Genomic DNA, 21,621 nt, shown 5'->3' on the forward strand with positions numbered 1-21,621 from the left:
ATTGCCTTAAGAAGCTACCTTTATTATAATCTATTTCACAGATTAAATTCAGAATATTAAAAATTAACAAAGTGAAGAAGGAGGGATTTTATGCAAATACAAACTGAGGCAAAAAAACAACCTAGTAAACCAAAGTTTAAAATGCCTGATGCGTACGTACTACTATTTTTTATTGCCTTACTTTGCGCCATTGCTACTTATTTCGTTCCTGCTGGAGAATTTAAAAGGGTTACAAACGGGACCGTTACAACGACAATACCAGGTAGCTATCATTCTGTTCCGCAATCACCTGTAGGATTTGTTTCTTTTTTTACCGCTATTGAAAAAGGAATGACACTTGCTGCTCCTATTATCTTTCTAATTTTATTTACAGGTGGAGCCATTGCAATTCTTGAAAAAACAGGTGCCCTTGACGGTTTAATCTATCATGTTATTAACAAATTTCGTAATCAGCAATTACTTTTCATTTGTATCGTTGCTGCACTTTTTTCTATTCTTGGAACGACTGGCATTATCGTTAATTCAGTTATCGGTTTTATCCCCATCGGCATCATCGTTGCACGCACATTGAAATGGGACGCTATCGTCGGTGTAGCAATTATTTATTTAGGTACTTATGCTGGCTTTAATGCTACTATTTTATCTCCCTCACCTTTAGGCATTTCACAAAAGATTGCAGAACTTCCGATGTTTTCCGGAATTGGTTTACGCACCGCAATCTATATATCTTTTTTACTTGCCACTATCCTTTATATAAATTGGTATGTAAAGCGCTTGAAAAAATCGAATAAAGGAAGCATTCTTGGCGATAACTGGTTTCCAAGTAACGCTCTTTCAAGCGAAAAAGAAACAGAGAAAAAAGAAGTTCCTTGGACTATACGTCATAAATTAATTTTACTCGTTTCAGCTTTATCATTAATTGCATTTTTAATAGGCGCTTTTCGTCTACATTGGACGGACGCAGAAATGACCGCTACTTTTATTTTCATAGCAATTACAGCCGGAATAATAGGTGGCATGAAAGCAAACGATATCGCTTCTACTTTTCTAGCGGGCTGCCAAAATCTCATATATGGTGCTTTAATCGTTGGAATGGCTCGTTGTATTTCAGTCATTTTAGAACAAGGAAAATTGCTTGATACAATTGTTAACCAACTCGCACAAGCTCTCGAAGGACAAAGCCCTGTATTTGGTGTTATCGGTATGTACGTAAGTAGTGCCGCATTACATTTCCTTATTTCATCCGGGACAGGAGAATCGGTTATTTTTATTCCGATATTAGCTCCATTAGCTGATTTCATGCACATTACACGCCAAGTTACAGTACAGGCTGTTATGCTTGGAGAAGGTGTAGTCAACTGCTTAAATCCAACTTCCGGTGTTTTAATGGGCGTTCTCGCAGCAAGCGGCATTTCTTACGGCAAATGGATTCGATTCATGGCTCCACTTGCATTCATTTGGTTTATCATTGGACTTGTTTTTCTTATTATTGGGGTGAATATTGAGTGGGGACCGTACTAAAATACCCATATATACTTAACTTGATAAAATATCTATCCTATTCTCCTCTTCAATCCTATAAAAATCATTTATTCTAGTAAACATATAAGAAGGGATTGATCATAATGATCAATCCCTTTTATCAAAATATAATACCTTTAAAAATCTTAGTTCCAAATTTTATTTACCCATTCAGGATGATCAATAAAAGGATTGCGGTTATGTTGATATTTTGTAAAAATCACTTCATTACGCTTTCGCTCTAAATCATCGACCGGGTCTTGTTCATTCCATTTTAATAAAACAGATAGTTTCCCCATGTATGCATCTTTATTGTTATTCACTTTTTCATTTAGTTCTAAATCTATTTCGCCGTTGTCCCCCTCGTAACGAACAGCCATATAAAACAGCATTCTAGCAATATCTCCTTTTACACTATCACGAGGTTCCCAAGAATCACTATCATATTTACATTCTGTCGCTTCAGAATGATTTACACCACCGTTATCAAAATCCAGATTTCCACGTGAACTATTTACAGATACATCCGTCGCTCTTAAATGATGTAGATCTGTTCCAGGTCCTGCAGTCGTTCCAAAGTCACCGTGAGATTTTGCCCAAACATGCTCTCGGTTCCAGTTATTTACTCCTGATCCATTCGTAAGCTTCCCTTGCGAACGACCAGTATATAAGAGTAACACATTATTTTTATTATTTGGATCTTCATCAGTATCTCTTAGTGCTTCCCAAACCGCACTGTATGATAACTTTGTATGATTATCAATAATATTATGCAGTTCCTTCTTTAATTCTAACCCCGTTTTTCCTATTGCGTTATTATAATATGTATCGTCATAACTTTTTACAATAATCTCTTGTGCTGATGCAGGAGCTACTTCACCGTGTATAGTATCTGTGAATGATAGCGATGCAGAACCTAAAATAAAAAATGAAGATAGTGTAATCATAGCAATCTTTGTATTTCGAAACTTCATATACCCATTCCCCTTTAAAATATAATTTGAAGCTATTCACTAAAAAGTGCTTTCTAACCCCCGAAACCTTTTAGAAATCCATACCCCTTTTCTGTTTATTTAATACACGACTCTATCCAGTCTGTATCACTTCTAAACTTTTTGTTTATTCACATTCCAAACAATTTCACTTTTTACATGGAATATCCTTCTCTTATAAAGATTATTAAAATATTCTTTACAATTAAAAAGTAGTTTAATATTAACTTATAAATTTAAATTTATTTATGCAATAATGCATATTTGATAAATACTTTAAAAAACAGTTTGAATAAAAAGCATTCAAAGAAAACCATGCCACAAAACAGATACAATCTAAGACAGAAATAATAAAAATCAAGATGATAGCTCGACTTTTCCCTTTTCTATAACTGTCTTTATTTTTGTGTAAAACCTTTCTTTCTCTGAATAATACGTACAAAAATAGATTGGATACCATGTAGGCACCAATCTATTTTAATTAAAGAAACTGTGTCAATTCTGAGTTCACAACACGTTGTGCAGTAATGATAACACTGTCAGCTGTTAGTCCATAAACACTATATAGTCCACCAGGTTGATTAGGAACAATTTGAACTTCATATTCAAATGCTTGTCCAAAAGCAGGATGAACTAAACTTAGAGTTGCAAAAGTAGAAGCATTAGAATTCACATTGAAGTTTACCTGTTCAATTAATACTAATGAACCGTCAAGTCTAAAAACTCTAGCTACTCCAGTAAGTGGGCCCGCAGTACGGTTAAGGATCTTTACCCTAACTCTATTTGCATTAGCAGGTTGATTTCCTACGTTTTCAATTGGTCCTGTAGTAAGTGCCATATAACATCACCCCCATTATATTATTATGATATTCAACGGTATATATTGACGTTATAGTTTAATTACCCAATTTATTTTAAATAAAAAAGCTTGTTTCTTATATTTTCTATAAGAAACAAGCTTTTTTTTTCAACTACCATTCCTAAGACAAGTTTATCCGTCTCGAAAACATTTACAGTTACTTGACGTTTATGCTGGAGCAGAACTACTACTATTTACTTTGCATTGAATCTATATATTTTTTAACTACTTCATATACATATTCTTGATTTGCGGCTGCTGTATTTGGGTTATATTTCCCGCCGTTTGTTTTATTATTAGATAATACTCGAATCCCTAAAAATGGGACATCATAAGCTTTCGCGATTTGAGCTGCAGCAGCTCCTTCCATTTCTTCTACAGATGTACCGTATTTTGTATGGAACCACTTAATTCTATCTACTTCATTATTCCAAAGGTCTGCTGAGCCTATAGTACCTTCAACCACTTTACCTTTTGTATATTTATCTTTTACCGCATTAGCTGCTGCAAGTAAATCCTTATCTCCTTCGTAGTATCGGATTTTCTCAGCATTTGGATCTTCTCCTGCACTTCCTTCAGAAGCCATTAAGTCCATAGATATCCATTTTGTCGGCTCAATTCCTTGATTCTCATCCATATTTGTTGTTTTTAATGAACCTATATTTGCAACTTGTTTTCCTAATACAATATCAAATACATTTAAATTTGGATCATGTCCACCTGATGTTCCTTGGTTAATAATTGCTGTAGGTTTATATTTTTCAATAGCCACCGCTGTAGCAGCTGCTGTATTCTCCATTCCTTTACCTGTTTTCGCAACGATTACAGGATAATTGTCGACAGTTCCTTTATAAAATACAAAAGTTCCAGACTTTTCTTCTTTCACATTTTTTAGCCTTTTCGCAAACTTTTCTGCTTCTATCGGCATTGGCCCTTGAATTAAGATAGGTTTTTGATTGCTTTTTTCCTCAACTTGTTTCGGACTCGCATTACATCCCACAAGTATCGAGAATGACAATGCAACAGTAGTTACTAGGGCAGCACATTTTTTCAACGTATTCTTCTTCATAAATAATCTCTCCTCTTTCTCTTGTTGTGTTTTCTATACTCGATGCTTTTGGTCCAAACAAAAAAGTTCTAGAAATTGTAGAAGAATCTCTACTTTCTAGAACTACGGTAGTCAAAGTTAATTGAGCAAAAGATAAAACAAATGCCAAATTATAGATCGGTAGCGCTCATTAGCATAGAACGGCCGAATACTTTAACCCGTAGTCCAGTTCTTTCATTGGGAACTAGGTAGAAACGCTCGGACCATATTACCGAGTATATACGAGTGATGTTATTCAAAATTATTATATGGATAATATAACAAACTATTAGTGTGCGCGCAATTAAAACATGAACATTTTTCGTTAAGTTTTTAAAAACGTTCGTTTTTAAAGATAAATCCGATAAAAAAATAACCTTCCCAAATAACTTACATCGTAAAAAAAATATATACTAAACTAGTTTATCCTACAGCAATCGTTAATGAAAATCTTCCTAAAATAAAAAGAAGTCCCATAAAACTAGAACTTCTTTTTATATGTATATTTACTTCGTTACCTCTCCAAACTGCGCTCTCGTCACTTTCGCCAAGTCATCCACTTTCAGCTCAATTTGTATACCAATCTTCCCGCCGCTTACGATCATCGTTTCAAGTGATTGGGCGCTTTCATCGATACATGTAGAAAATAACTTCTTCATTCCGACTGGTGAACAACCACCGCGAATGTATCCTGACACTTTCGTAATATCTTTTACAGGAATCATTTCAATCTTCTTTTCACTTACTGCTTTTGCGGCAGCTTTTAAATTTAATTCCTCATCTACTGGGATGATAAACACATGATAATTTTTACTATTCCCTTGAGCGATTAACGTTTTATATACTTCTCTCACTTCTCGTCCAATTTTCTCGGCTACTGATACGCCATCAATTTTCCCATCGTCTGGATCATATGACATCATCGAATATTCGATCTTTTCTTTATCTAATATTCGCATGGCATTTGTTTTATCTTTTTTCATAACGTTCTCCTTAAAAGATTATTTCATATTATTAAGTTTTATTATACACCCTTTTCCATTTCTCCTACATAACTTCACGTATATTTCAAAACTAAAAATATTGATAATTCAAAAATCATCTGATATAATTTGGAAAAACTTACGTTAAGGAGAGATTTGCAATGCGAAATTTTAATACTTCTTTCCAACTTCATCATCATACGTAACGCCGTGTATCCGAAGAAAAATTTTTCTTCGTGGGTACAGGGCTTTTCCTGTTGACCCACGAAGCGTTCATAAAGCTATGTGGGTATTTTTATACCTGCATAGCTTTTTTTAATTAAAAAAAGGAGTGATTACAATGGAAATGAAAAATGTAAAAGGAACGAAAGACTATTTACCAGAGGAGCAAGTGCTGCGAAATAAAATTAAAAGAACTTGCGAAGATACATTTGAACGATACGGATGCAAACCGTTAGAGACACCAATGTTAAATATGTATGAGCTTATGTCTTACAAGTACGGTGGTGGCGATGAAATATTAAAAGAAATATATACACTTCAGGATCAAGGAAAACGTGACCTTGCCTTACGATACGATTTAACTATTCCATTCGCAAAAGTCGTGGCAATGAATCCGAACATCCGCCTTCCGTTTAAACGTTATGAAATTGGGAAAGTATTTCGAGATGGGCCAATTAAACAAGGAAGATTTCGTGAATTTATACAATGCGACGTTGATATAGTCGGTGTAGAATCAGTCATGGCTGAAGCGGAACTCATGAGCATGGCGTTTGAGCTGTTCCGAACATTAAACTTAGAGATAACGATCCAATATAATAACCGAAAACTGTTAAATGGTATTCTTCAGGCCATTAACATCCCTACTGAATTAACAAGTGACGTCATTTTATCATTAGACAAAATCGAAAAGATTGGGATTGATGGTGTACGAAAAGATGTATTAGAGCGCGGAATTTCTAAAGAAATGGCTGATACAATATGTAATACTGTATTATCTTGTCTAAAGCTTTCAATTGATGACTTTAAAGACGCTTTCAATACTCCAATCGTTGCCGATGGAGTAAACGAATTGCAACAATTACAGCAATATTTAATCGCTCTTGGAATAAATGAAAATGCTATATTCAATCCGTTTTTAGCGCGAGGACTTACAATGTACACAGGCACCGTATATGAAATCTTTTTAAAAGATGGATCGATTACATCTAGCATCGGTAGCGGCGGTCGATACGATAATATTATTGGGGCATTCCGTGGCGATAATATTAGCTATCCAACAGTCGGTATTTCATTCGGTTTAGACGTTATTTATACAGCACTCTCACAGAAAGAAACGATATCATCTACAGCGGATGTATTTATCATCCCACTCGGGACAGAATTACAATGCTTACAAATTGCCCAGCAATTACGTTCTACCACTTCCTTAAAAGTCGAACTCGAACTAGCAGGACGCAAATTAAAACGTGCTCTTAATTATGCCAATAAAGAGAATATCCCTTACGTGCTTATTATTGGTGAAGAAGAACTTAGTACAGAAACCGTTATGCTGCGGAATATGAAGGAAGGTAGTGAGGTGAAGGTTCCCCTTTCTTCTTTAAGTAGTTATTTATAATACGAACCACCCTCGTTTGGGTGGTTTTTCTATTTTATAGATAAGGAAACAATTAGTTAACATAAAATAATTATATTATACTAAAAACCACAAGTGTTTAATATCCAATCACCTATCTTTTTTGGTAATATATAGATATTAATTTTTTTAGGAGGATTTACTTTGAAAACTTACATACAAGCACTAAAGTGGCCTACAGGGATCTATCATCTTTTATTACTTCCTTGCTATTATATATTTCCAAGTCTTGTTAACCTAGATGGGATACCTTTACTACTATTGATTGCTTTACATATCACTACTATTTTATTAGCTAAAAAAGCAGGCATGAATACGTACGCTCATTATATAGGTATTATCGTTACTCTAGTTGCCTTCTTTCCTTATATAGAAATCCTTCTACATATGATAGCAGCCATTTTTCTTTTATTAGATGCTGTTTCTATGAATGCAAAAGAAGTGTATGATTCATAGATGGATAAAATGAAACTTTAATCCATAGAGTTTTGAGATAGGTTGGCAAAAAGGATTTACTTTTTAAGTAAACCTTTTTTTCATTTTTAATTACTTTCCTTACTCAAGACTAATAAAAGAATATTCTGTTTATTTTTTATAAATTTCTAAATATTTATAATACATTCAAATTAACATACATTTTAGTTATGTAAAAAATCTAAGTTTTAAGGAGATGAATCCATGCTGAAAAAGTTGGTAGCAGGTGCATTATTAACTGTTTCGTCGTTAACTGGAGGACTGGGGTCAGTATCAGCTAGTACCGAAAAGGATTATTCGATTAGCTCTTTTGAATATGTAACTGTAGATGAAAAGACTGTAGATTCGTTTAACAAATTGGGTGCTCCATCTAAGGAAGACGTAAAAATAACTGTAGTTCTACCGAAACAAAATCAAAATGGAGACTGGTTATCTTATGGATTTTCGAACAAAGAAAGTTTAGATTCTTTTATTGAAAAAGACAAACAAAGGTTGAATAATACAATCAATCCCCTTGGTGTTGGAGGGAGCGGACCTAATAGTACAGATTTCTATGAACATGCAAATAAAGGTGGCGAGTATTTTTCTCTTAGTAGCGGTTTTAAAAATTTGCCTCCTAATTGGCAAAATAGAATTTCTTCTGTAAGTACAGCATCCCCTACTGCTAGCTATTCGACAACACTATGGGATCGTACTTCAACTGAAGGATATGGTAAAGGTATCGTCTTCAAACACTCTGATTGGTATGGTAAAACTGTAAACTTGAATGACTTTGCAATTTCAGCAGTTGAAGTTAAAAAGTAAAAAACATAGAAATAAAGTGAAACTTTAATCAGTGGGGGTTTTGTTCATCCCCCACCTAACTTCTTTGCTTCCACTGAATTTTGAGGTGGGGATCTTACTGCCCGTTAATGCGGGATAAAAGGTGTCTTTACGTATGGAAAACACCTTTTATTTTTACAACTCTTAACTATTATTTTTCGTATTCCTACTTTCCAAAACTTTCTCCATATTATGAGTCGCCCATTCCATCATTAATAGAATCATTGGACGTAGTGATTCACCAAGCTCAGTTAACGAATATTCTACTTTAGGTGGAACTTCACGGTATACTTCACGATGGATGATGCCGTCTGCTTCAAGTTCTCTCAGCTGCAGTGTTAACATTCTTTGTGTGATATTAGGTTTTAATCTTTTTAATTCATTAAACCGCTTTGTACCATCTAATAAATGATACAAAATAACCCCTTTCCATTTTCCACCAATAACCTCAACCATAGCTTCAACTGGACAAGAATATTTATTTAGAAATGGGTAATTTATATTATTTTCATTCGAACAATCCATCATAACTCCTTTCCCTTACCAATAGTATCTTTTTTGATACTATAACACAAAAATGTGCGTACTTGTGTCTATGTTACTTTAAAAATATAATTTACTTACAAAATAAATTAACGAAAAGAGGAACTTTTATGACAAATACAAAAGAAATTACAAAAGAGAAAATTATGGAGGCTTTTCATTTCAGACATGCATGTAAAGAGTTCGATCCTATGCACAAAATTTCAGAAGAGGATTTCAAATTCATTTTAGAAACAGGCAGATTATCTCCTTCTTCTTTTGGATATGAGCCTTGGAAATTTATTGTCGTACAAAATAAAGAATTAAGAGAAAAACTACAACCGTATTCATGGGGCGCTGGTGGGCAACTTGCAACAGCTAGTCATTTTGTTATTGTTCTTTCAAGAAACATTAAAGATATGCATTATGATGCAGAGTATATTAAATATATGATGAACGATATTATTGGATTGCCTGAAGACACTCAAAAAATTAGATATGAATTCTTCAAAAAGTTCCAGGAAACAGATTTTAACTTATTACAATCCGATCGTGCTGTATTTGATTGGGCATCCAAGCAATCTTATATCGCTTTAGGTAATATGATGACGAGCGCAGCTCAAATCGGTATTGATTCTTGTCCAATAGAAGGATTTGATAAAGAGGAAGTAGATTCTTTACTTCGTCAAGAAGGCATTATACAAGGCGATAATCTTGAAGTATCAGTTATGGTTGCCTTTGGTTACCGTAAAGAAGAGCCAAAGCGTGATAAAACAAGACAGACTATGGATACAATTGTTGAATGGATTAAGTAATATAGCACAGACAAATAATGCTCCTAATAGCTGTATACTCATACTAAAGAAGAATCAATTGTTTTCTTACGTATGAATTTGGTTTTTCATGGAAAGATATGTTAGTATGTATACAGTTTGAGTGCTCTATTTTTAGAGTCGAACAGGAGGAGAATGAATATGTCTGATATTGAAGTTGGCGAAGTGTTTACTCTTAGTGATGAGAATAACGAAGAGCAAGAAGTAGAAGTACTTGGAGCGATGGATGTCGAAGGCGCAGAGTATATTGCAGTTGCCTTTGTTGAAGATATCCAAACAGAAACTGAGGAAGACATTGATATTTTCTTTTTAAAAGTAGAAGAAGATAATGAGTTTTCATACATTGAAAATGATGAAGAGTTTGATAAAGTATCTGCTGCTTTTGATAAGATTTTAGATGAACAAGAACAAGAGTAAACACGAGGGGGATGCATATCCACCCTCTTTTTTTATTCATCACTCATTCAGTGATTTATGCAGTAACTCCAGTACATCTTTCATCGCAAAAGGTCCATCTTTTTTAACATGCTCCGCAAATTCTGAAACGAGACGTAATGTTCTCACACTTTCGATTGGATGTTCTCCTGATGCACTTTCAGCTGAAAGCATAACTGCATTCGTCCCGTCCAGTACAGCTTGAAACACATCAGTCACCTCTGCTCTTGTTGGAATAGAATGATCTACCATAGATTGAAGCATTTGTGTTGCTGTAATGACATATGTATTCGTTCGATTACATTCACGAATCATCATTTTCTGTAAAAGGGGAATACATTGATATGGTAACTCTACTCCTAAATCGCCCCTTGCAATCATAATTCCATCTACTTCTTTACATATATCTTGAAAATTCTCGATTGCTTCCATCGTTTCTATTTTAGCGATTAAACTTGGAGAAGTTTCTTTATACTGTTGTATAAAATCTCGTATTTCTTTTATATGACTAGGTTTTCGTACGAAAGAACACGCAATAAAATCAACATCCTCTTCTAAAAGAAACTGAATATCTTTTTTATCTTTCTCTGTAATAGCTGGTAAACGAACAGTCGCACCTGGTAAATTAACTCCTTTATGAGATGAGATATTGCCACCTGTTTTAACCTTTGTTTCTATTTTGTCCGTACTTATCTTTTCAACAATTAATTCAACTTCTCCATCATTAATCAAAATTCTACTGTCTACTTTCACATCATTCGCAATTCCTTCATAATCAACACTTGCTTCTGTATTACTCCCTGTAACTGGTTTTGTATGTAAAATAAAAGAATCTCCTGCCTGAAGTGTAATTTGCTCTCCCTTCACTTCACCTAATCTTATTTTAGGACCTTGTACATCACCCAAAAATTTAATAGAGTCATCTAATGATTTCACTAAACGAATGATGTCTTTATGACTTTCATGCGTGCCATGCGATAAATTCAGTCGAACAATTTTCATACCATTCTTTATTAACTGTGCTAACGTTTCTTTATTATTACTTGCGGGTCCAATTGTACAAATTCGATCGATTGTCATTTTTGTCACCATCCTTTTTTTAATAAGTTTCCCATATGAACTTAAAAATAACAGAGATAATGACATGAATAGATTCAAATTTACACGAATTTCATAAAATTATACCTGTATCCCTTGCTGGCTAAGCATTAGAAGATATATTCGCTTTTTTGCAAATGAAGACATGTTGAATCGAAAGTAAAAGAAAAGTTAAGTATGGGATAAACCATTGAGAGTTTCGAAATTTTCATATATTGTTTGAATTGAGTTCGAACTCAAAAATTTAAAAAGGTGGGAAAATTAGTGAATATGAAAAAATCTTTATCGGTGACAACTTTAGGGTTAGCGGTTTTAGGTTTTGGTTTTACTAATAACGCAAGTGCTTCAGAGGTCGATACTGTAGACAAGCAGCCCGTTTTAGTTGACTTTGATACAATTCAATCAACAAAAACATCTAGTGTTCCTAGTTTGACTGTTGCAGCTGCACCTAAGAATGACTCTAACATTAGCGTATATACTCCCTTTTTTGGTAACCCATATGCAGTTGCGAAATCGAAATCAACTACGACCGAAGACTATGTTTATGCAAAAGCAAGAACTTTCAATGGCGATGGCTCATTAGTAAATACGAAAAGTAATAGTGCAAAAAAATCATCCTTTGTAAATGCTACAGCGACCAACACAAGCGTTTATTATGGAGATGATTACGCTATCGGTAATCATACCTATAAATTAAGTGGTTATAATGATGTAAATCACGAAACAAAAGCCTTCTGGTAAGAAAGAGAAAAAAGATATGCATCTTGCATATCTTTTTTCTCTAATACTTTACATATATTGAGGTGCTATTTATGAAACAAATATATATTATTAGCGGTGTTTTACTTATTTCATTACTTACAATTTATATTTTGTTCAATACTTCAATCATACAACCTCATCCTCTTTCCATAGAAAATAAACGAGAGCAACAAACCAATACTATTTCTTACGGATTGAAGGATAATCAAGGCCAACATATCAACAATGGCAGTACAATTACTAGTGAGGATAATAAAATTAATGTAACATTATCATTCGTACATACTATTAATGAAAACCGAAAATATGGATTAATTGTTCTAGAAGATTACGAACAAAAACCTTTTAGAATAGAAGATACTACTAATGAAATATCACACTATTTTTTTGATATGAAACCAAACAGTTCAATTACTACGAAAATCTCTTTACACACCTCTCCTAATGGAAATGAATTAACCTTTTTAATAATTAAAAAACCTGAATACAAATTAAAAGATAATAACTTAAATAAAGCAGCAATTTTAGAAGATATTCTAAGTATGCGATATTCAATGCATCCTTTTCAGAAAGAAAACGAAAAAATAAAACTCTCCCTTATAGATCCAGATGCTATTTTAAAAGATGGTCTTTACGAACCATTATTTGTTACGAACCGTGAAGAGAACTTACAAACTGTCTTCTTTGAAAAGGAAGGCAAGCAATTAACCCTATCAAACGGTAATGAAACGAATGATGAAATGACTTACGCAATCGTAGCTTTTAAAGATTGGAAACAAGTTGAAATATTTAACAATAGAAAAGTCGTTTATACTAAGGTTGCACCTGAAACAAGACAAATCTTTAATTTCACATTGCCTTCAGTGGATCAGGAAAGTAATTTTCAACTCGTTGCTTTTCCATTTCCTTTTAAAGTTAGCGAAGAAGATTATATCAGTCAACAAGCATTCAGTTCCTTTCGCATCGTAATTGAAAATGATAATAAATAAGTTATACTGTGCACATTACAACAACCTAAAAAAGGCCTACTCACACGAGTAGGCTTTTGAAACTATGAAAGTTTCGTCAATAACTGATTTAAATCTTTTTTCGTTTTCGTCGTTAATGATTTCATTTTATTAATATCGATTTTTTCTTTCTCCGCTCCTACAATTAACGGATACATACTTTGACCGATTGTTTTAGAATCCGTCGGATGTGATGCTTCTAGCTCTTTTTCAATCACGTCCCACTTTTCATTAATTTGTTTGCCAAGCTTATTCACTGTTTCCAATTTTGGATTAGCAGCTAACTGCTTGTCCAAGCTATCAATTAATGCCACAACTTCTTTAACGTTCGTTTTCACAGCAACACTTTTCTTCGGATCTTTCGTTGTCTTTTCGTTATTGTTTGTGTTTGAGCTTGTACTTGTGCTTTGATCTGCTGTTTTCCCGCTAGTCGTTTGGTCATTCGTTTTTCCTGTCGTTTCTTTTTCTTTTGTTTTCACATTCTCATTTTGAGTTGACGTTTTGCCGTTACTTTCTGTTCCTGATGATTCTTTCGTATTTTTTGCATCTTTATCTGTTTTTTCATTTGAAGAAGTATTTGTTTCTTTTTCAGTATCTTTCGTTGTTTTGGACGCTTCATCTGCACTTGTCGTTTTTGCTTCTCCTTCATTTTGCGCTGTTACTTGCTCTTTCTTTTCTGCCTCTTTATCTGCTGATGGACTACAAGCTGCCATAGTAAGCATTGTACCAATTGTTATCGATGCGATAGCGACCTTTTTCATTTTCATATAAATCCCCCTATGTTTACTTTATTTATCCTCCCCTTTACGATTCGATTTCCCCTTAAAAAATCCCTTTTCATACGAATTACCATCTTTCCGACAGTAATCTTCATAATAATACGGACAAAAACTGATAAACTCATTTTAATATTCGAGTTTCTTCTACTTCATTTTTCTGCTCGTAAGTAAAAGAAAAAGAGTATATTGTCACATTAAGAATTACTATCTTTATATGACGATATACTCTTCTATCAAATTTTTATCTTTCTTGACATTTTATTTATACAAAAAAATAAAATTTCCTTTCGTTTTTTGTTTCTCAACATTTGTTAACATAATATTTTTATGAATAACCACCATTCGAGTGAATAACTTGCCCAGTAACCCATTTCGCTTCTTCACTTACTAAAAAAGAAATTAAGCGCGCAGCATCCATTGTTTCTCCAACTCTACCTTGCGGGAATTTCCATACTAAATAATGTTTTAATTCCTCTGTAATCCACCCTGTATTTGTTGGTCCTGGATCAACGGCATTAACAGTAATCCCCTTCTCCATCGCTACTGGTGCTACTGACTTTGTAAATGCTTCAATTGCCCCTTTCGTTGCTGCATATGCTAGTTCATCTGGCATTGGACCTACTGACTGTCCTGAAGTAAGATTAATAATACTCCCGCCCGTTTTAAGTGAATAATGTTTTATAAACAATGAACTTAATAGCATAGTAGCCCGAATATTAACTGTATAATGTTTATCCAACTGCTCTACATCTAATTCCTCAATTCTCGTATGAGTAGAATATACTGCATTATTAACTAGAATAGATGGATCACCTAACCGTTCTGATACCATATAAAACAAACGATTTGGCGAATAAGACTGCGATAAATTGATTTCTGCCATTTCACATCGAACATCGTAACTTTCAATTTCCTTTTTCAGCAAAAAGGGTTCTTGATCACTCATTCCCCATGGCATCGCTTTATCATACTTTGGCCAGTACGTGAAAAAAATGTCTATCCCCTTTTGAGCAAGCACCTTGCATACAGCTGCACCAATTCCATTCAGACGAGTTGCCCCTGTTACAATTGCTATTTTCTTCACCTTTTTCTCCTCCATCTATACACAGATCCCCTGCATGAATACAGAGGATCTATCTTCTTATTGAATATTTGACAGTATACGTTCAGCACCTAATTTTAACATTTTAATAAAGATATAATTTACAATCGTAAACATTACAAATAAAACGATAAACATAACCCACAGTCCGACATGAAGGAAGAAGTATAATACACTTACTCCCCCCACAATAATTAAAGCTATTAAAATATTAACTAAAAAATTCCACAAAGTGGTATATCGGCTCTTAAATAATTTCTGCTCTGTATCCCAATGAATATCTGCAGTTTGCGCGTCCCAGCGTGTTCCGATTAAATTAATTAATAACAACCCGTTCGCACTTAGTAAAAACCACAGTATCATAAAGACTGGAGAAATCCGAGCTACAACTGCCATCGTAATACCGAATACTGCTAAAATGATCACATTAATTAACCAAGCAGTGATTGCTTTCGCAAAAAAGATATCCGAAGCCTTTACTGGTAAATAACGATTCACAAACCAAGAGCTTCCATCTCGCGAAAATGACGTTGTTGCAATGACGTTACTACCCATTAAAAATAACGATGCACAAAGACCAACACCAATTGCAAATCCTGTTGTCTTTGGATTGTTAATATACTCTGTAATAAACTTTAAATTTCCATCTTGCACAAATAAAATAAAGAACAACATAATTGGCATAACGAAAGTTTGTACAATGCAATTTAAGAAAAATTGTGGTGTACGGAATAACGTTTTAAATTCTTTTTTCACATACGCTTTTAAATGCGAACTTTGTACTGTTGATTTCTGTAAACCTTCCGCCGAAATAACTTGTTTCTTTGCTGTACTCGTTGAAAGTCCAATAACCCCTTTTAAATATGTACGCTCTGCTATGTAATAAAACAACACAAAGAAGACAAATGAAATAACTGCAAAGATTATTACATATAAAGGTCCCTTCCAATTTGCATTTTCTACTAATGCCACTGCTCCAAAATATGTAGTTGGAAAATAATTTGTCATTTGTACTAAAAGAGAAGATTGATTATTTACAAGGTATTCCGCAGCCCCATCTCCAGAAAACGCACTTTTATTTCTCCACTGCATAAATACGTTAATTCCTACAATAAATAATATACTTACGATTCCAATAAATATATTTCCTCGATCTTTATTTTTCGCTATATTTGTATACCTCATAATAATTGTCATCAGTAACGAAGCTAATACTAACGGCACGATTGGGAAGAGTAAGTAAATAAAAATCATATATATGTAATATGTAATAAATGCGCCACTTTTTAAACCGTACGTAATGAAGATTGGTAATAAAATGAATGAACTCATTACGTATTGTGTAATTAATACCGTTAAAAATTTTGCCGAAATAATTTGCGCTGGTTTTAATGGTAACGGCAGTAACATTTCAATATCATTGCTGTAGTAAAATACAGTTAAAATGTTCGTTATACTCATTAAAAATACCCATATACTCGCAATCGCAAGTCCCATTGCAATAATCATTCCCGGCCCTTGCCCTAATTGTTTCAGACCTTCATACATTCCGTGCGTCATCGAACCAAATATTAAAAATCCAACAAATAAAATAGCTGCAAATGAAAATAAATACGCCCATCGCTTCTTCTTATCTGCTATAAAATCTGCGTAATTTAACTTTAATAGTACCTTCGTTAACGTCCAAATTTTACTCATTGCCCGTCATCTCCAAGAACATTTTTTCAAGTGATTCATTGGATTTAAAATGATCTCTCATTTCATCTAAATTTCCTTTAAACTGCAAATTCCCCTTATTAATAATAGCAACCCGGTCACATATTTTTTCCGCTACTTCTAATACGTGTGTAGAGAAAAATACAATCTTTCCTTTATCCGCATGTTCTCTCATCATTTCTTTTAAAATATATGCAGATTTCGGATCAAGCCCTGTTAACGGTTCATCTAAAATCCATACATCTGGTTCATGCACGAGCACACCAATAATAACGATTTTTTGTCTCATACCGTGCGAATAACTTTGAATTTGATCAGATAATGCATTATAAAGATCAAACTTCTTCGCTAAAGACTCTATTCGTTCTTGTCTTACTTCTTTCGGCACTTCATACATATCAGCCATAAAGTTTAAATATTCAATTCCTTTTAAACGTAAAAACATATCTGGGCTATCCGGCACATAACCAAACGTCTTCTTCGCTTCCATCGGCTCTTCCATAATATTTTTTCCGTTAATCGTAATCGTCCCTTTGTCCACCCCGTGAATGCCAGTAATCATCTTAATTGTCGTGGATTTACCCGCACCATTCGGTCCTAAAAATCCAAAGATTTCGCCGCTAGGTACAGATAAACTTAAATCTTTTACTGCATAGGTAGACCCATTATAACTTTTTGACACATTCGTAATTTCAATCATTCCATCCAATCCTTTCCTTAATTACCAAATAACTATATTGATATTATAGCATACTTCTATTTTAAGATTTTTACATTTTTCAGTTTATTTAACCTTTAAAATAAATATACACCCCTAATCCAACAACTAAAACGACAGCTAGTATAATATAAATCATTGTTAATCGTTTAATATTCCCCTTTGTCGCTTTGCTATAATTTGCATCACCATTCCGCCCAATTAACACCGTCGCAATGACAGTAATCACTACAAGTAATACAACGATCATGATCCAAGTTGGCATTTCTTCCTCCCCCTCCTTACAACCATTTTACAATATTATCCTCTTTATTTCGCAGCATATTTCCTCTTTTTACTATTATTATGAAGCAAACTGGAAAACTATTATTACCATTCCTATCCAATTGTGATATATTTGTAACATAACGTGACTTATTTCTAACAACGTAAGGAGGACCTATCATGAAAACAACTTGGATAAAATATTTAGGATTTCTCGGTTTCTTCGGTTTCCTCGGATTTTTTTATGAAAAAGGATTGTTTACTATGTTCTGTTTCTTCTCCTTTTTCACATCGTATAGAACAGTTCAACACGATGAACTGTTTGAACAAATTGTCAATAAATCGTGTCGCAATGCATTTATCGTTACATTACTAACTACCGCTATCATTATATTTATTGAAATGTTATTTCCAAACCCGGCGCTACAAGAAATTGATATCGCTCTTATTTTCGGCACACTCATTATTACGTTCGGTTTTTCTATGTTCTTTTATGATAAACCTGTTGATGAAATGGAAGATGCACCATGGCGTTCGTAACGAAGATAAAAGAATACCGCGCAAAATTGAACATGACACAAGAAGATTTAGCGAAGCAAGTTGGTGTACGCCGTGAAACAATTAGTCATCTCGAAAAAGGTAAATACAATCCTTCCTTACAACTTGCTCACGATATAGCGAAGGCACTACATAGTACAATTGATGAGATTTTTATTTTTGAGGATTGATTAAAGGCGTCCTGTCACCAGAATCACATAAAAAAATACCGTCATTCTTTCCAAGAAGAATGACGGTATTTCTCATTGATTATCCATATAAAACCGCATGAAATACGCCTAATAGTAAGTATTGATCCTCCATGTAATCTCCAGCATATGCATTCATCTCGATGTAATACGTATCTTCCTCAAGACGAATATTCCAATCTGCAATTACATAGCCTTTTCGTAATAATTTCCCCATTCCAAATGAAGTTTTATGAACAACATATTCTTCTGCCTTATATGTAAAGGTAAATATGAAATTTGCATCCAATAACTTTCCGTCACATACAAGTATTTCATGCTCTGCATCATTATTATCGATGTACGTTACTAAAATCTTTCTTTGGCGCTGCCTACTTACATCCTTTGCAATGATGCGAATATTGCCCTTACTATCCTTTATTTCATAAATGATATTACTACCAATTTTCGGAATAAAATCCAGCACTCTCATCAGCGTATTTTTATAATAGCCCCGTACTACGCCTACTTGCTCGCTTCCATTATAAACCTCTACCGGCGTCGTATCTGCTTTGCTATCACACGGTCGTTTGTAAGAAAGCTGCATCATTCGCTCTCCTCTTAAGTACTGATCAAACGTCACAGGATATTCTATCATGCGCAGTTCTTTATTTAGCTCATACAAATAGCGTTGAACACTCTCTATTAATGTTGTAGTAGCTATACGCTCTTGAAGTTCAAATTCTTGCCAGCTGGAAGAAACATTCCATTGATTATGATCCTCTTTATAGAAGAAACCAAGAATTACCTCTTCACGGTCAGCCGTTTCATATTTCATAGGCACGTTTTGCCCGTGTTGAACTTGTTCCATCCACTGACCTAAATAAATGCCCAGCTCTGCAACCTTCATACGTGACTTTTGAAAAAATACTCTGTCATCCATACAGATTGTTAAATCCCCTTCGATAAAACCATTTGTATAAGCAACATACCGTGGCTCATTCGTCTGCGGAATAACCTTGTCTAACTCAAATAAAAACGTTAACATCCTTCATTCACCTCTAGTTGTTACACTAATCATACATGACATCGCATCACTCTGAGAAACTATTTATATACGTATATTTAATTCACGCATTATAACACGTGAATGACCTTGTATAGTAGCGTTATTTTTTGTTCTATATCTTAGTATATGAACTTATATGAGCGATTTTTCAAATATATCTATCGCAACTTACAATATATCAACGATTTTTCAAATATATCTATCGCAACTTACAATATATCAACGATTTTTTCAATATATCTATCACAACTTACAATATATCAACGATTTTTCAAATATATCGATTTTTCGACAAATATCAGCACAATTAAAATGAAGCTACCTTTTCTTCAGCCACTTCTACAATTTCTAAAATTTGTAGCAGACTCTCCACTTCATAAGTCGGATTAACACTCGTCTTATTCTCTTTCAAACTCGGATTATACCAACACGTATCAATGCCGAAGTCTTCTCCGCCTTTCATATCAGAAGTTAGCGAATCTCCGACCATTAGTACACTTGATTTATCCGTAATTCCAAATTTCTCAAATGCATAATCAAAAATCTCACGCGCTGGTTTTTGATGACCAACTTCTTCAGAAATAATAATGTGATCAAAGAAATTACATAAAGGTGAATTTCCGATTCTTGATTGTTGCACCTTCGTATATCCATTCGTAATAATACCTAACTTGCAATCTTGTAGATTTTCACATAATTGTACTGCGCCTTCTATAAGGTGTACTTCTTTCCCTAAGTTTTCAAGATATACATCACTAAATTGCTGCGCATCTACGTTTATATTATGAAGTGCAAATAATTGTCTAAATCGATCTACTGCTAATTCACTTAGCGTAATCATTTTATTTTCTAAATCTCTCCATAATCCATTACTAATCTCTTTATAACTTGCAAGATAATCATTATACCCTGTAGGCATACCAAACTGTACAAACGCATTATGTAATGCGTGTCTTTCCGTTTCAGGGAAATCTAATAATGTATCATCTACGTCGAATAATATAACTTTGTATTTCATGATGTTTTCCTCAACTCCTATATTCTCATAGCTTAATTATAACAACAATAAGAAAAGGAGGCTAATTAAAACCAGCCTCCCTTCTTCTTACTTATCTTCCAGCAATAACTCTTTCATTTCCTCTAACGACTCTTTCGTAAAGCCAAGAGCCCTTTCAGCGTATGCTTCAACTGATCCGTATTGCTTTTGAATTTCACCAATCGCAGCTTGCAAGTATTCAGCACGTGCTTCAAACATTGCACCTAATATCGCTCTGCTCTCATCGTTTTGTAATTTCGCACCTAAAAAGGCCATCATTTTTTCATTTAGCTTTTCACGAAATCCGTTACTTAGTAAGTAGTCTTCCATTACTGTTTTTTCTGGTACACCTAGTAAAAGTAGTAATAATGCTGAACCAAATCCAGTACGATCTTTTCCAGCTGTACAGTGGTTTACTAACGGTAAGTTTTCCGGGTTTTGCGCTAAGTTTAAGAAGCTCACGAATGCCTCGTTACCACTTACGAAACCTTGGTTCATTTTCACAAGATATTCACCTGGTTTTCCTAACATAGAAAGGTCACCAACTTGGAAAAATTCATTTATATTTAAGTCTTTCGCTAAGTCTTGCATAACTGGTAAGCACACTTGACGAGCACCCGTAATTTCTGGATTCGGCTTATGCTTCACTTCAAAGTCTGTACGATAATCGCAAATTAACTTTAAGCCAGACTTTTGCAAATAGGCAATATCCCATTCAGTTAGCCCTGCTAATTCTTCAGAACGATATAATTTGCCCCATTTTACTTTACGGCCTTCAGTCGTTTCATATCCTCCCATATCACGGAAGTTAAACGCACCTTGTAATGGCAATCTACGCTCGGCTACTGTTACTGCTTGTCCATTACTTCCTACTAATCTAAAATATGGACGTTCATTTTCACTCGGGTTTTCAATTGTATATGATAATTCTCCATTTACCGTTGCAAGTAGTTCTCCATTTTCTTCAATATGATCTGGTGAAGTACTCCAATAAATACGAACTTCTTCTATATTATTTTCCCACTTTATTTGTAACGTATTATCTTCAATTCTTTCTACAGTTGCTTGTAGCCAATTTCTTTGCTGCTCCATTCTTTCACCAACGCTTTCTCATATAATCGAATCTTTCTTTATTGTATTATAGGAATATCTATTTTGTCGTTCTCATTTTTCTTTTTATC

24 protein-coding genes and 1 riboswitch are annotated in these 21,621 nt (G+C 34.0%); of the genes, 10 read left to right on the forward strand and 14 right to left on the reverse strand.

Going from position 1 to position 21,621, the window contains the following annotated elements; translation table 11 throughout:
- The first annotated feature begins 90 nt into the window (after window positions 1-90).
- Window positions 91-1,521 carry a YfcC family protein gene (locus tag CN409_RS02185; protein WP_086396903.1) on the forward strand — a complete coding sequence of 477 codons (1,431 nt, stop codon included), beginning with the start codon at window positions 91-93 and terminating at the stop codon, window positions 1,519-1,521.
- Window positions 1,522-1,667: 146 nt separating this feature from the next.
- Here CN409_RS02185 and CN409_RS02190 read toward each other — a convergent pair whose 3' ends face one another.
- From CN409_RS02190 to ybaK, 4 genes are all read right to left on the reverse strand, one after another.
- Window positions 1,668-2,495 (reverse strand): endonuclease I family protein, encoded by an 828-nt coding sequence (locus CN409_RS02190; protein ID WP_000672181.1) that lies wholly within the window; start codon window positions 2,493-2,495, stop codon window positions 1,668-1,670.
- A gap of 499 nt (window positions 2,496-2,994) precedes the next feature.
- A complete protein-coding gene (locus tag CN409_RS02195; protein WP_001229421.1) occupies window positions 2,995-3,351 on the reverse strand; it encodes a hypothetical protein in 357 nt (118 codons plus the stop codon).
- A gap of 211 nt (window positions 3,352-3,562) precedes the next feature.
- Window positions 3,563-4,441 (reverse strand): 5'-methylthioadenosine/S-adenosylhomocysteine nucleosidase, encoded by an 879-nt coding sequence (locus tag CN409_RS02200; RefSeq protein WP_000742458.1) that lies wholly within the window; start codon window positions 4,439-4,441, stop codon window positions 3,563-3,565.
- A gap of 180 nt (window positions 4,442-4,621) precedes the next feature.
- A riboswitch (purine riboswitch) is annotated at window positions 4,622-4,725 on the reverse strand.
- Between the two features lie 240 nt (window positions 4,726-4,965).
- On the reverse strand, window positions 4,966-5,442 hold the full coding sequence (ybaK, locus tag CN409_RS02205) for a Cys-tRNA(Pro) deacylase (RefSeq protein ID WP_000710860.1): 477 nt from the start codon (window positions 5,440-5,442) through the stop codon (window positions 4,966-4,968).
- A 340-nt stretch (window positions 5,443-5,782) separates the two neighbouring features.
- Here ybaK and CN409_RS02210 point away from each other — a divergent pair, with 340 nt between their 5' ends.
- The 3 genes from CN409_RS02210 to CN409_RS02220 all read left to right on the forward strand — a co-directional run bounded on the left by CN409_RS02210 (window position 5,783) and on the right by CN409_RS02220 (window position 8,356).
- Window positions 5,783-7,060 (forward strand): histidine--tRNA ligase, encoded by a 1,278-nt coding sequence (locus tag CN409_RS02210; RefSeq protein ID WP_044782782.1) that lies wholly within the window; start codon window positions 5,783-5,785, stop codon window positions 7,058-7,060.
- Window positions 7,061-7,222: 162 nt separating this feature from the next.
- Window positions 7,223-7,534, forward strand: coding sequence for a hypothetical protein (locus tag CN409_RS02215; RefSeq protein WP_000860703.1), 312 nt, complete (start codon window positions 7,223-7,225; stop codon window positions 7,532-7,534).
- Window positions 7,535-7,756: 222 nt separating this feature from the next.
- Window positions 7,757-8,356 carry a hypothetical protein gene (locus CN409_RS02220; RefSeq protein WP_000914419.1) on the forward strand — a complete coding sequence of 200 codons (600 nt, stop codon included), beginning with the start codon at window positions 7,757-7,759 and terminating at the stop codon, window positions 8,354-8,356.
- A gap of 162 nt (window positions 8,357-8,518) precedes the next feature.
- Here the strand turns inward: CN409_RS02220 and CN409_RS02225 are convergent, their stop codons facing one another.
- Window positions 8,519-8,899, reverse strand: a complete 381-nt coding sequence (locus CN409_RS02225) for a winged helix-turn-helix transcriptional regulator (RefSeq protein ID WP_000340656.1) — start codon at window positions 8,897-8,899, stop codon at window positions 8,519-8,521.
- Between the two features lie 128 nt (window positions 8,900-9,027).
- Here CN409_RS02225 and CN409_RS02230 point away from each other — a divergent pair, with 128 nt between their 5' ends.
- Together CN409_RS02230 and CN409_RS02235 are read left to right on the forward strand one after the other, a co-directional pair.
- On the forward strand, window positions 9,028-9,711 hold the full coding sequence (locus tag CN409_RS02230) for an NAD(P)H-dependent oxidoreductase (RefSeq protein ID WP_000185605.1): 684 nt from the start codon (window positions 9,028-9,030) through the stop codon (window positions 9,709-9,711).
- 153 nt (window positions 9,712-9,864) lie between these two features.
- Window positions 9,865-10,146 carry a DUF1292 domain-containing protein gene (locus tag CN409_RS02235; protein ID WP_025118598.1) on the forward strand — a complete coding sequence of 94 codons (282 nt, stop codon included), beginning with the start codon at window positions 9,865-9,867 and terminating at the stop codon, window positions 10,144-10,146.
- A 39-nt stretch (window positions 10,147-10,185) separates the two neighbouring features.
- Here the strand turns inward: CN409_RS02235 and CN409_RS02240 are convergent, their stop codons facing one another.
- Window positions 10,186-11,244: a pyruvate kinase gene (locus CN409_RS02240; RefSeq protein ID WP_140159756.1), complete on the reverse strand. Its 1,059-nt coding sequence runs from the start codon at window positions 11,242-11,244 to the stop codon at window positions 10,186-10,188.
- A gap of 282 nt (window positions 11,245-11,526) precedes the next feature.
- Here CN409_RS02240 and CN409_RS02245 point away from each other — a divergent pair, with 282 nt between their 5' ends.
- Window positions 11,527-12,003, forward strand: coding sequence for a hypothetical protein (locus CN409_RS02245; protein WP_001056355.1), 477 nt, complete (start codon window positions 11,527-11,529; stop codon window positions 12,001-12,003).
- Window positions 12,004-12,074: 71 nt separating this feature from the next.
- A complete protein-coding gene (locus tag CN409_RS02250) occupies window positions 12,075-13,013 on the forward strand; it encodes a hypothetical protein (protein WP_000810164.1) in 939 nt (312 codons plus the stop codon).
- A 62-nt stretch (window positions 13,014-13,075) separates the two neighbouring features.
- Here the strand turns inward: CN409_RS02250 and CN409_RS02255 are convergent, their stop codons facing one another.
- The 5 genes from CN409_RS02255 to CN409_RS02280 all read right to left on the reverse strand — a co-directional run bounded on the left by CN409_RS02255 (window position 13,076) and on the right by CN409_RS02280 (window position 17,611).
- Window positions 13,076-13,798 carry a hypothetical protein gene (locus CN409_RS02255; RefSeq protein ID WP_000782525.1) on the reverse strand — a complete coding sequence of 241 codons (723 nt, stop codon included), beginning with the start codon at window positions 13,796-13,798 and terminating at the stop codon, window positions 13,076-13,078.
- A gap of 337 nt (window positions 13,799-14,135) precedes the next feature.
- Entirely contained in the window at window positions 14,136-14,894 is a 759-nt protein-coding gene (locus tag CN409_RS02265; protein ID WP_002082465.1) for an SDR family oxidoreductase, read from the reverse strand.
- Window positions 14,895-14,951: 57 nt separating this feature from the next.
- Complete coding sequence (locus CN409_RS02270) at window positions 14,952-16,610, reverse strand: putative ABC transporter permease subunit (protein ID WP_086390676.1); 1,659 nt, start codon at window positions 16,608-16,610, stop codon at window positions 14,952-14,954.
- Window positions 16,603-17,328: an ABC transporter ATP-binding protein gene (locus CN409_RS02275; protein WP_000570204.1), complete on the reverse strand. Its 726-nt coding sequence runs from the start codon at window positions 17,326-17,328 to the stop codon at window positions 16,603-16,605. Before CN409_RS02275 ends, CN409_RS02270 begins: the two co-directional genes overlap by 8 nt.
- Window positions 17,329-17,416: 88 nt before the next feature.
- Window positions 17,417-17,611 (reverse strand): hypothetical protein, encoded by a 195-nt coding sequence (locus CN409_RS02280; protein WP_086396911.1) that lies wholly within the window; start codon window positions 17,609-17,611, stop codon window positions 17,417-17,419.
- 179 nt (window positions 17,612-17,790) lie between these two features.
- Between CN409_RS02280 and CN409_RS02285 the strand changes: the two genes are divergently transcribed.
- Both CN409_RS02285 and CN409_RS02290 read left to right on the forward strand, forming a co-directional pair.
- Window positions 17,791-18,150, forward strand: a complete 360-nt coding sequence (locus tag CN409_RS02285; protein WP_000859207.1) for a DUF3796 domain-containing protein — start codon at window positions 17,791-17,793, stop codon at window positions 18,148-18,150.
- Window positions 18,138-18,338 (forward strand): helix-turn-helix transcriptional regulator, encoded by a 201-nt coding sequence (locus tag CN409_RS02290; RefSeq protein WP_063675548.1) that lies wholly within the window; start codon window positions 18,138-18,140, stop codon window positions 18,336-18,338. The genes CN409_RS02285 and CN409_RS02290 overlap by 13 nt, the downstream gene beginning before the upstream one ends.
- A gap of 79 nt (window positions 18,339-18,417) precedes the next feature.
- Here CN409_RS02290 and CN409_RS02295 read toward each other — a convergent pair whose 3' ends face one another.
- The 3 genes from CN409_RS02295 to CN409_RS02310 all read right to left on the reverse strand — a co-directional run bounded on the left by CN409_RS02295 (window position 18,418) and on the right by CN409_RS02310 (window position 21,532).
- Complete coding sequence (locus CN409_RS02295) at window positions 18,418-19,383, reverse strand: tubby C-terminal domain-like protein (RefSeq protein ID WP_063675549.1); 966 nt, start codon at window positions 19,381-19,383, stop codon at window positions 18,418-18,420.
- Between the two features lie 328 nt (window positions 19,384-19,711).
- The gene (locus tag CN409_RS02305; RefSeq protein WP_000875913.1) at window positions 19,712-20,422 is read right to left on the reverse strand and encodes a YjjG family noncanonical pyrimidine nucleotidase; all 711 of its coding nucleotides are present in this window, start codon (window positions 20,420-20,422) and stop codon (window positions 19,712-19,714) included.
- Between the two features lie 87 nt (window positions 20,423-20,509).
- Window positions 20,510-21,532: a tyrosine-protein phosphatase gene (locus CN409_RS02310; protein ID WP_017763419.1), complete on the reverse strand. Its 1,023-nt coding sequence runs from the start codon at window positions 21,530-21,532 to the stop codon at window positions 20,510-20,512.
- Window positions 21,533-21,621 lie beyond the last annotated feature (89 nt).

The sequence above is a fragment of the Bacillus sp. AFS012607 genome (genome assembly GCF_002558005.1).
Classification (GTDB): domain Bacteria; phylum Bacillota; class Bacilli; order Bacillales; family Bacillaceae_G; genus Bacillus_A; species Bacillus_A thuringiensis_S.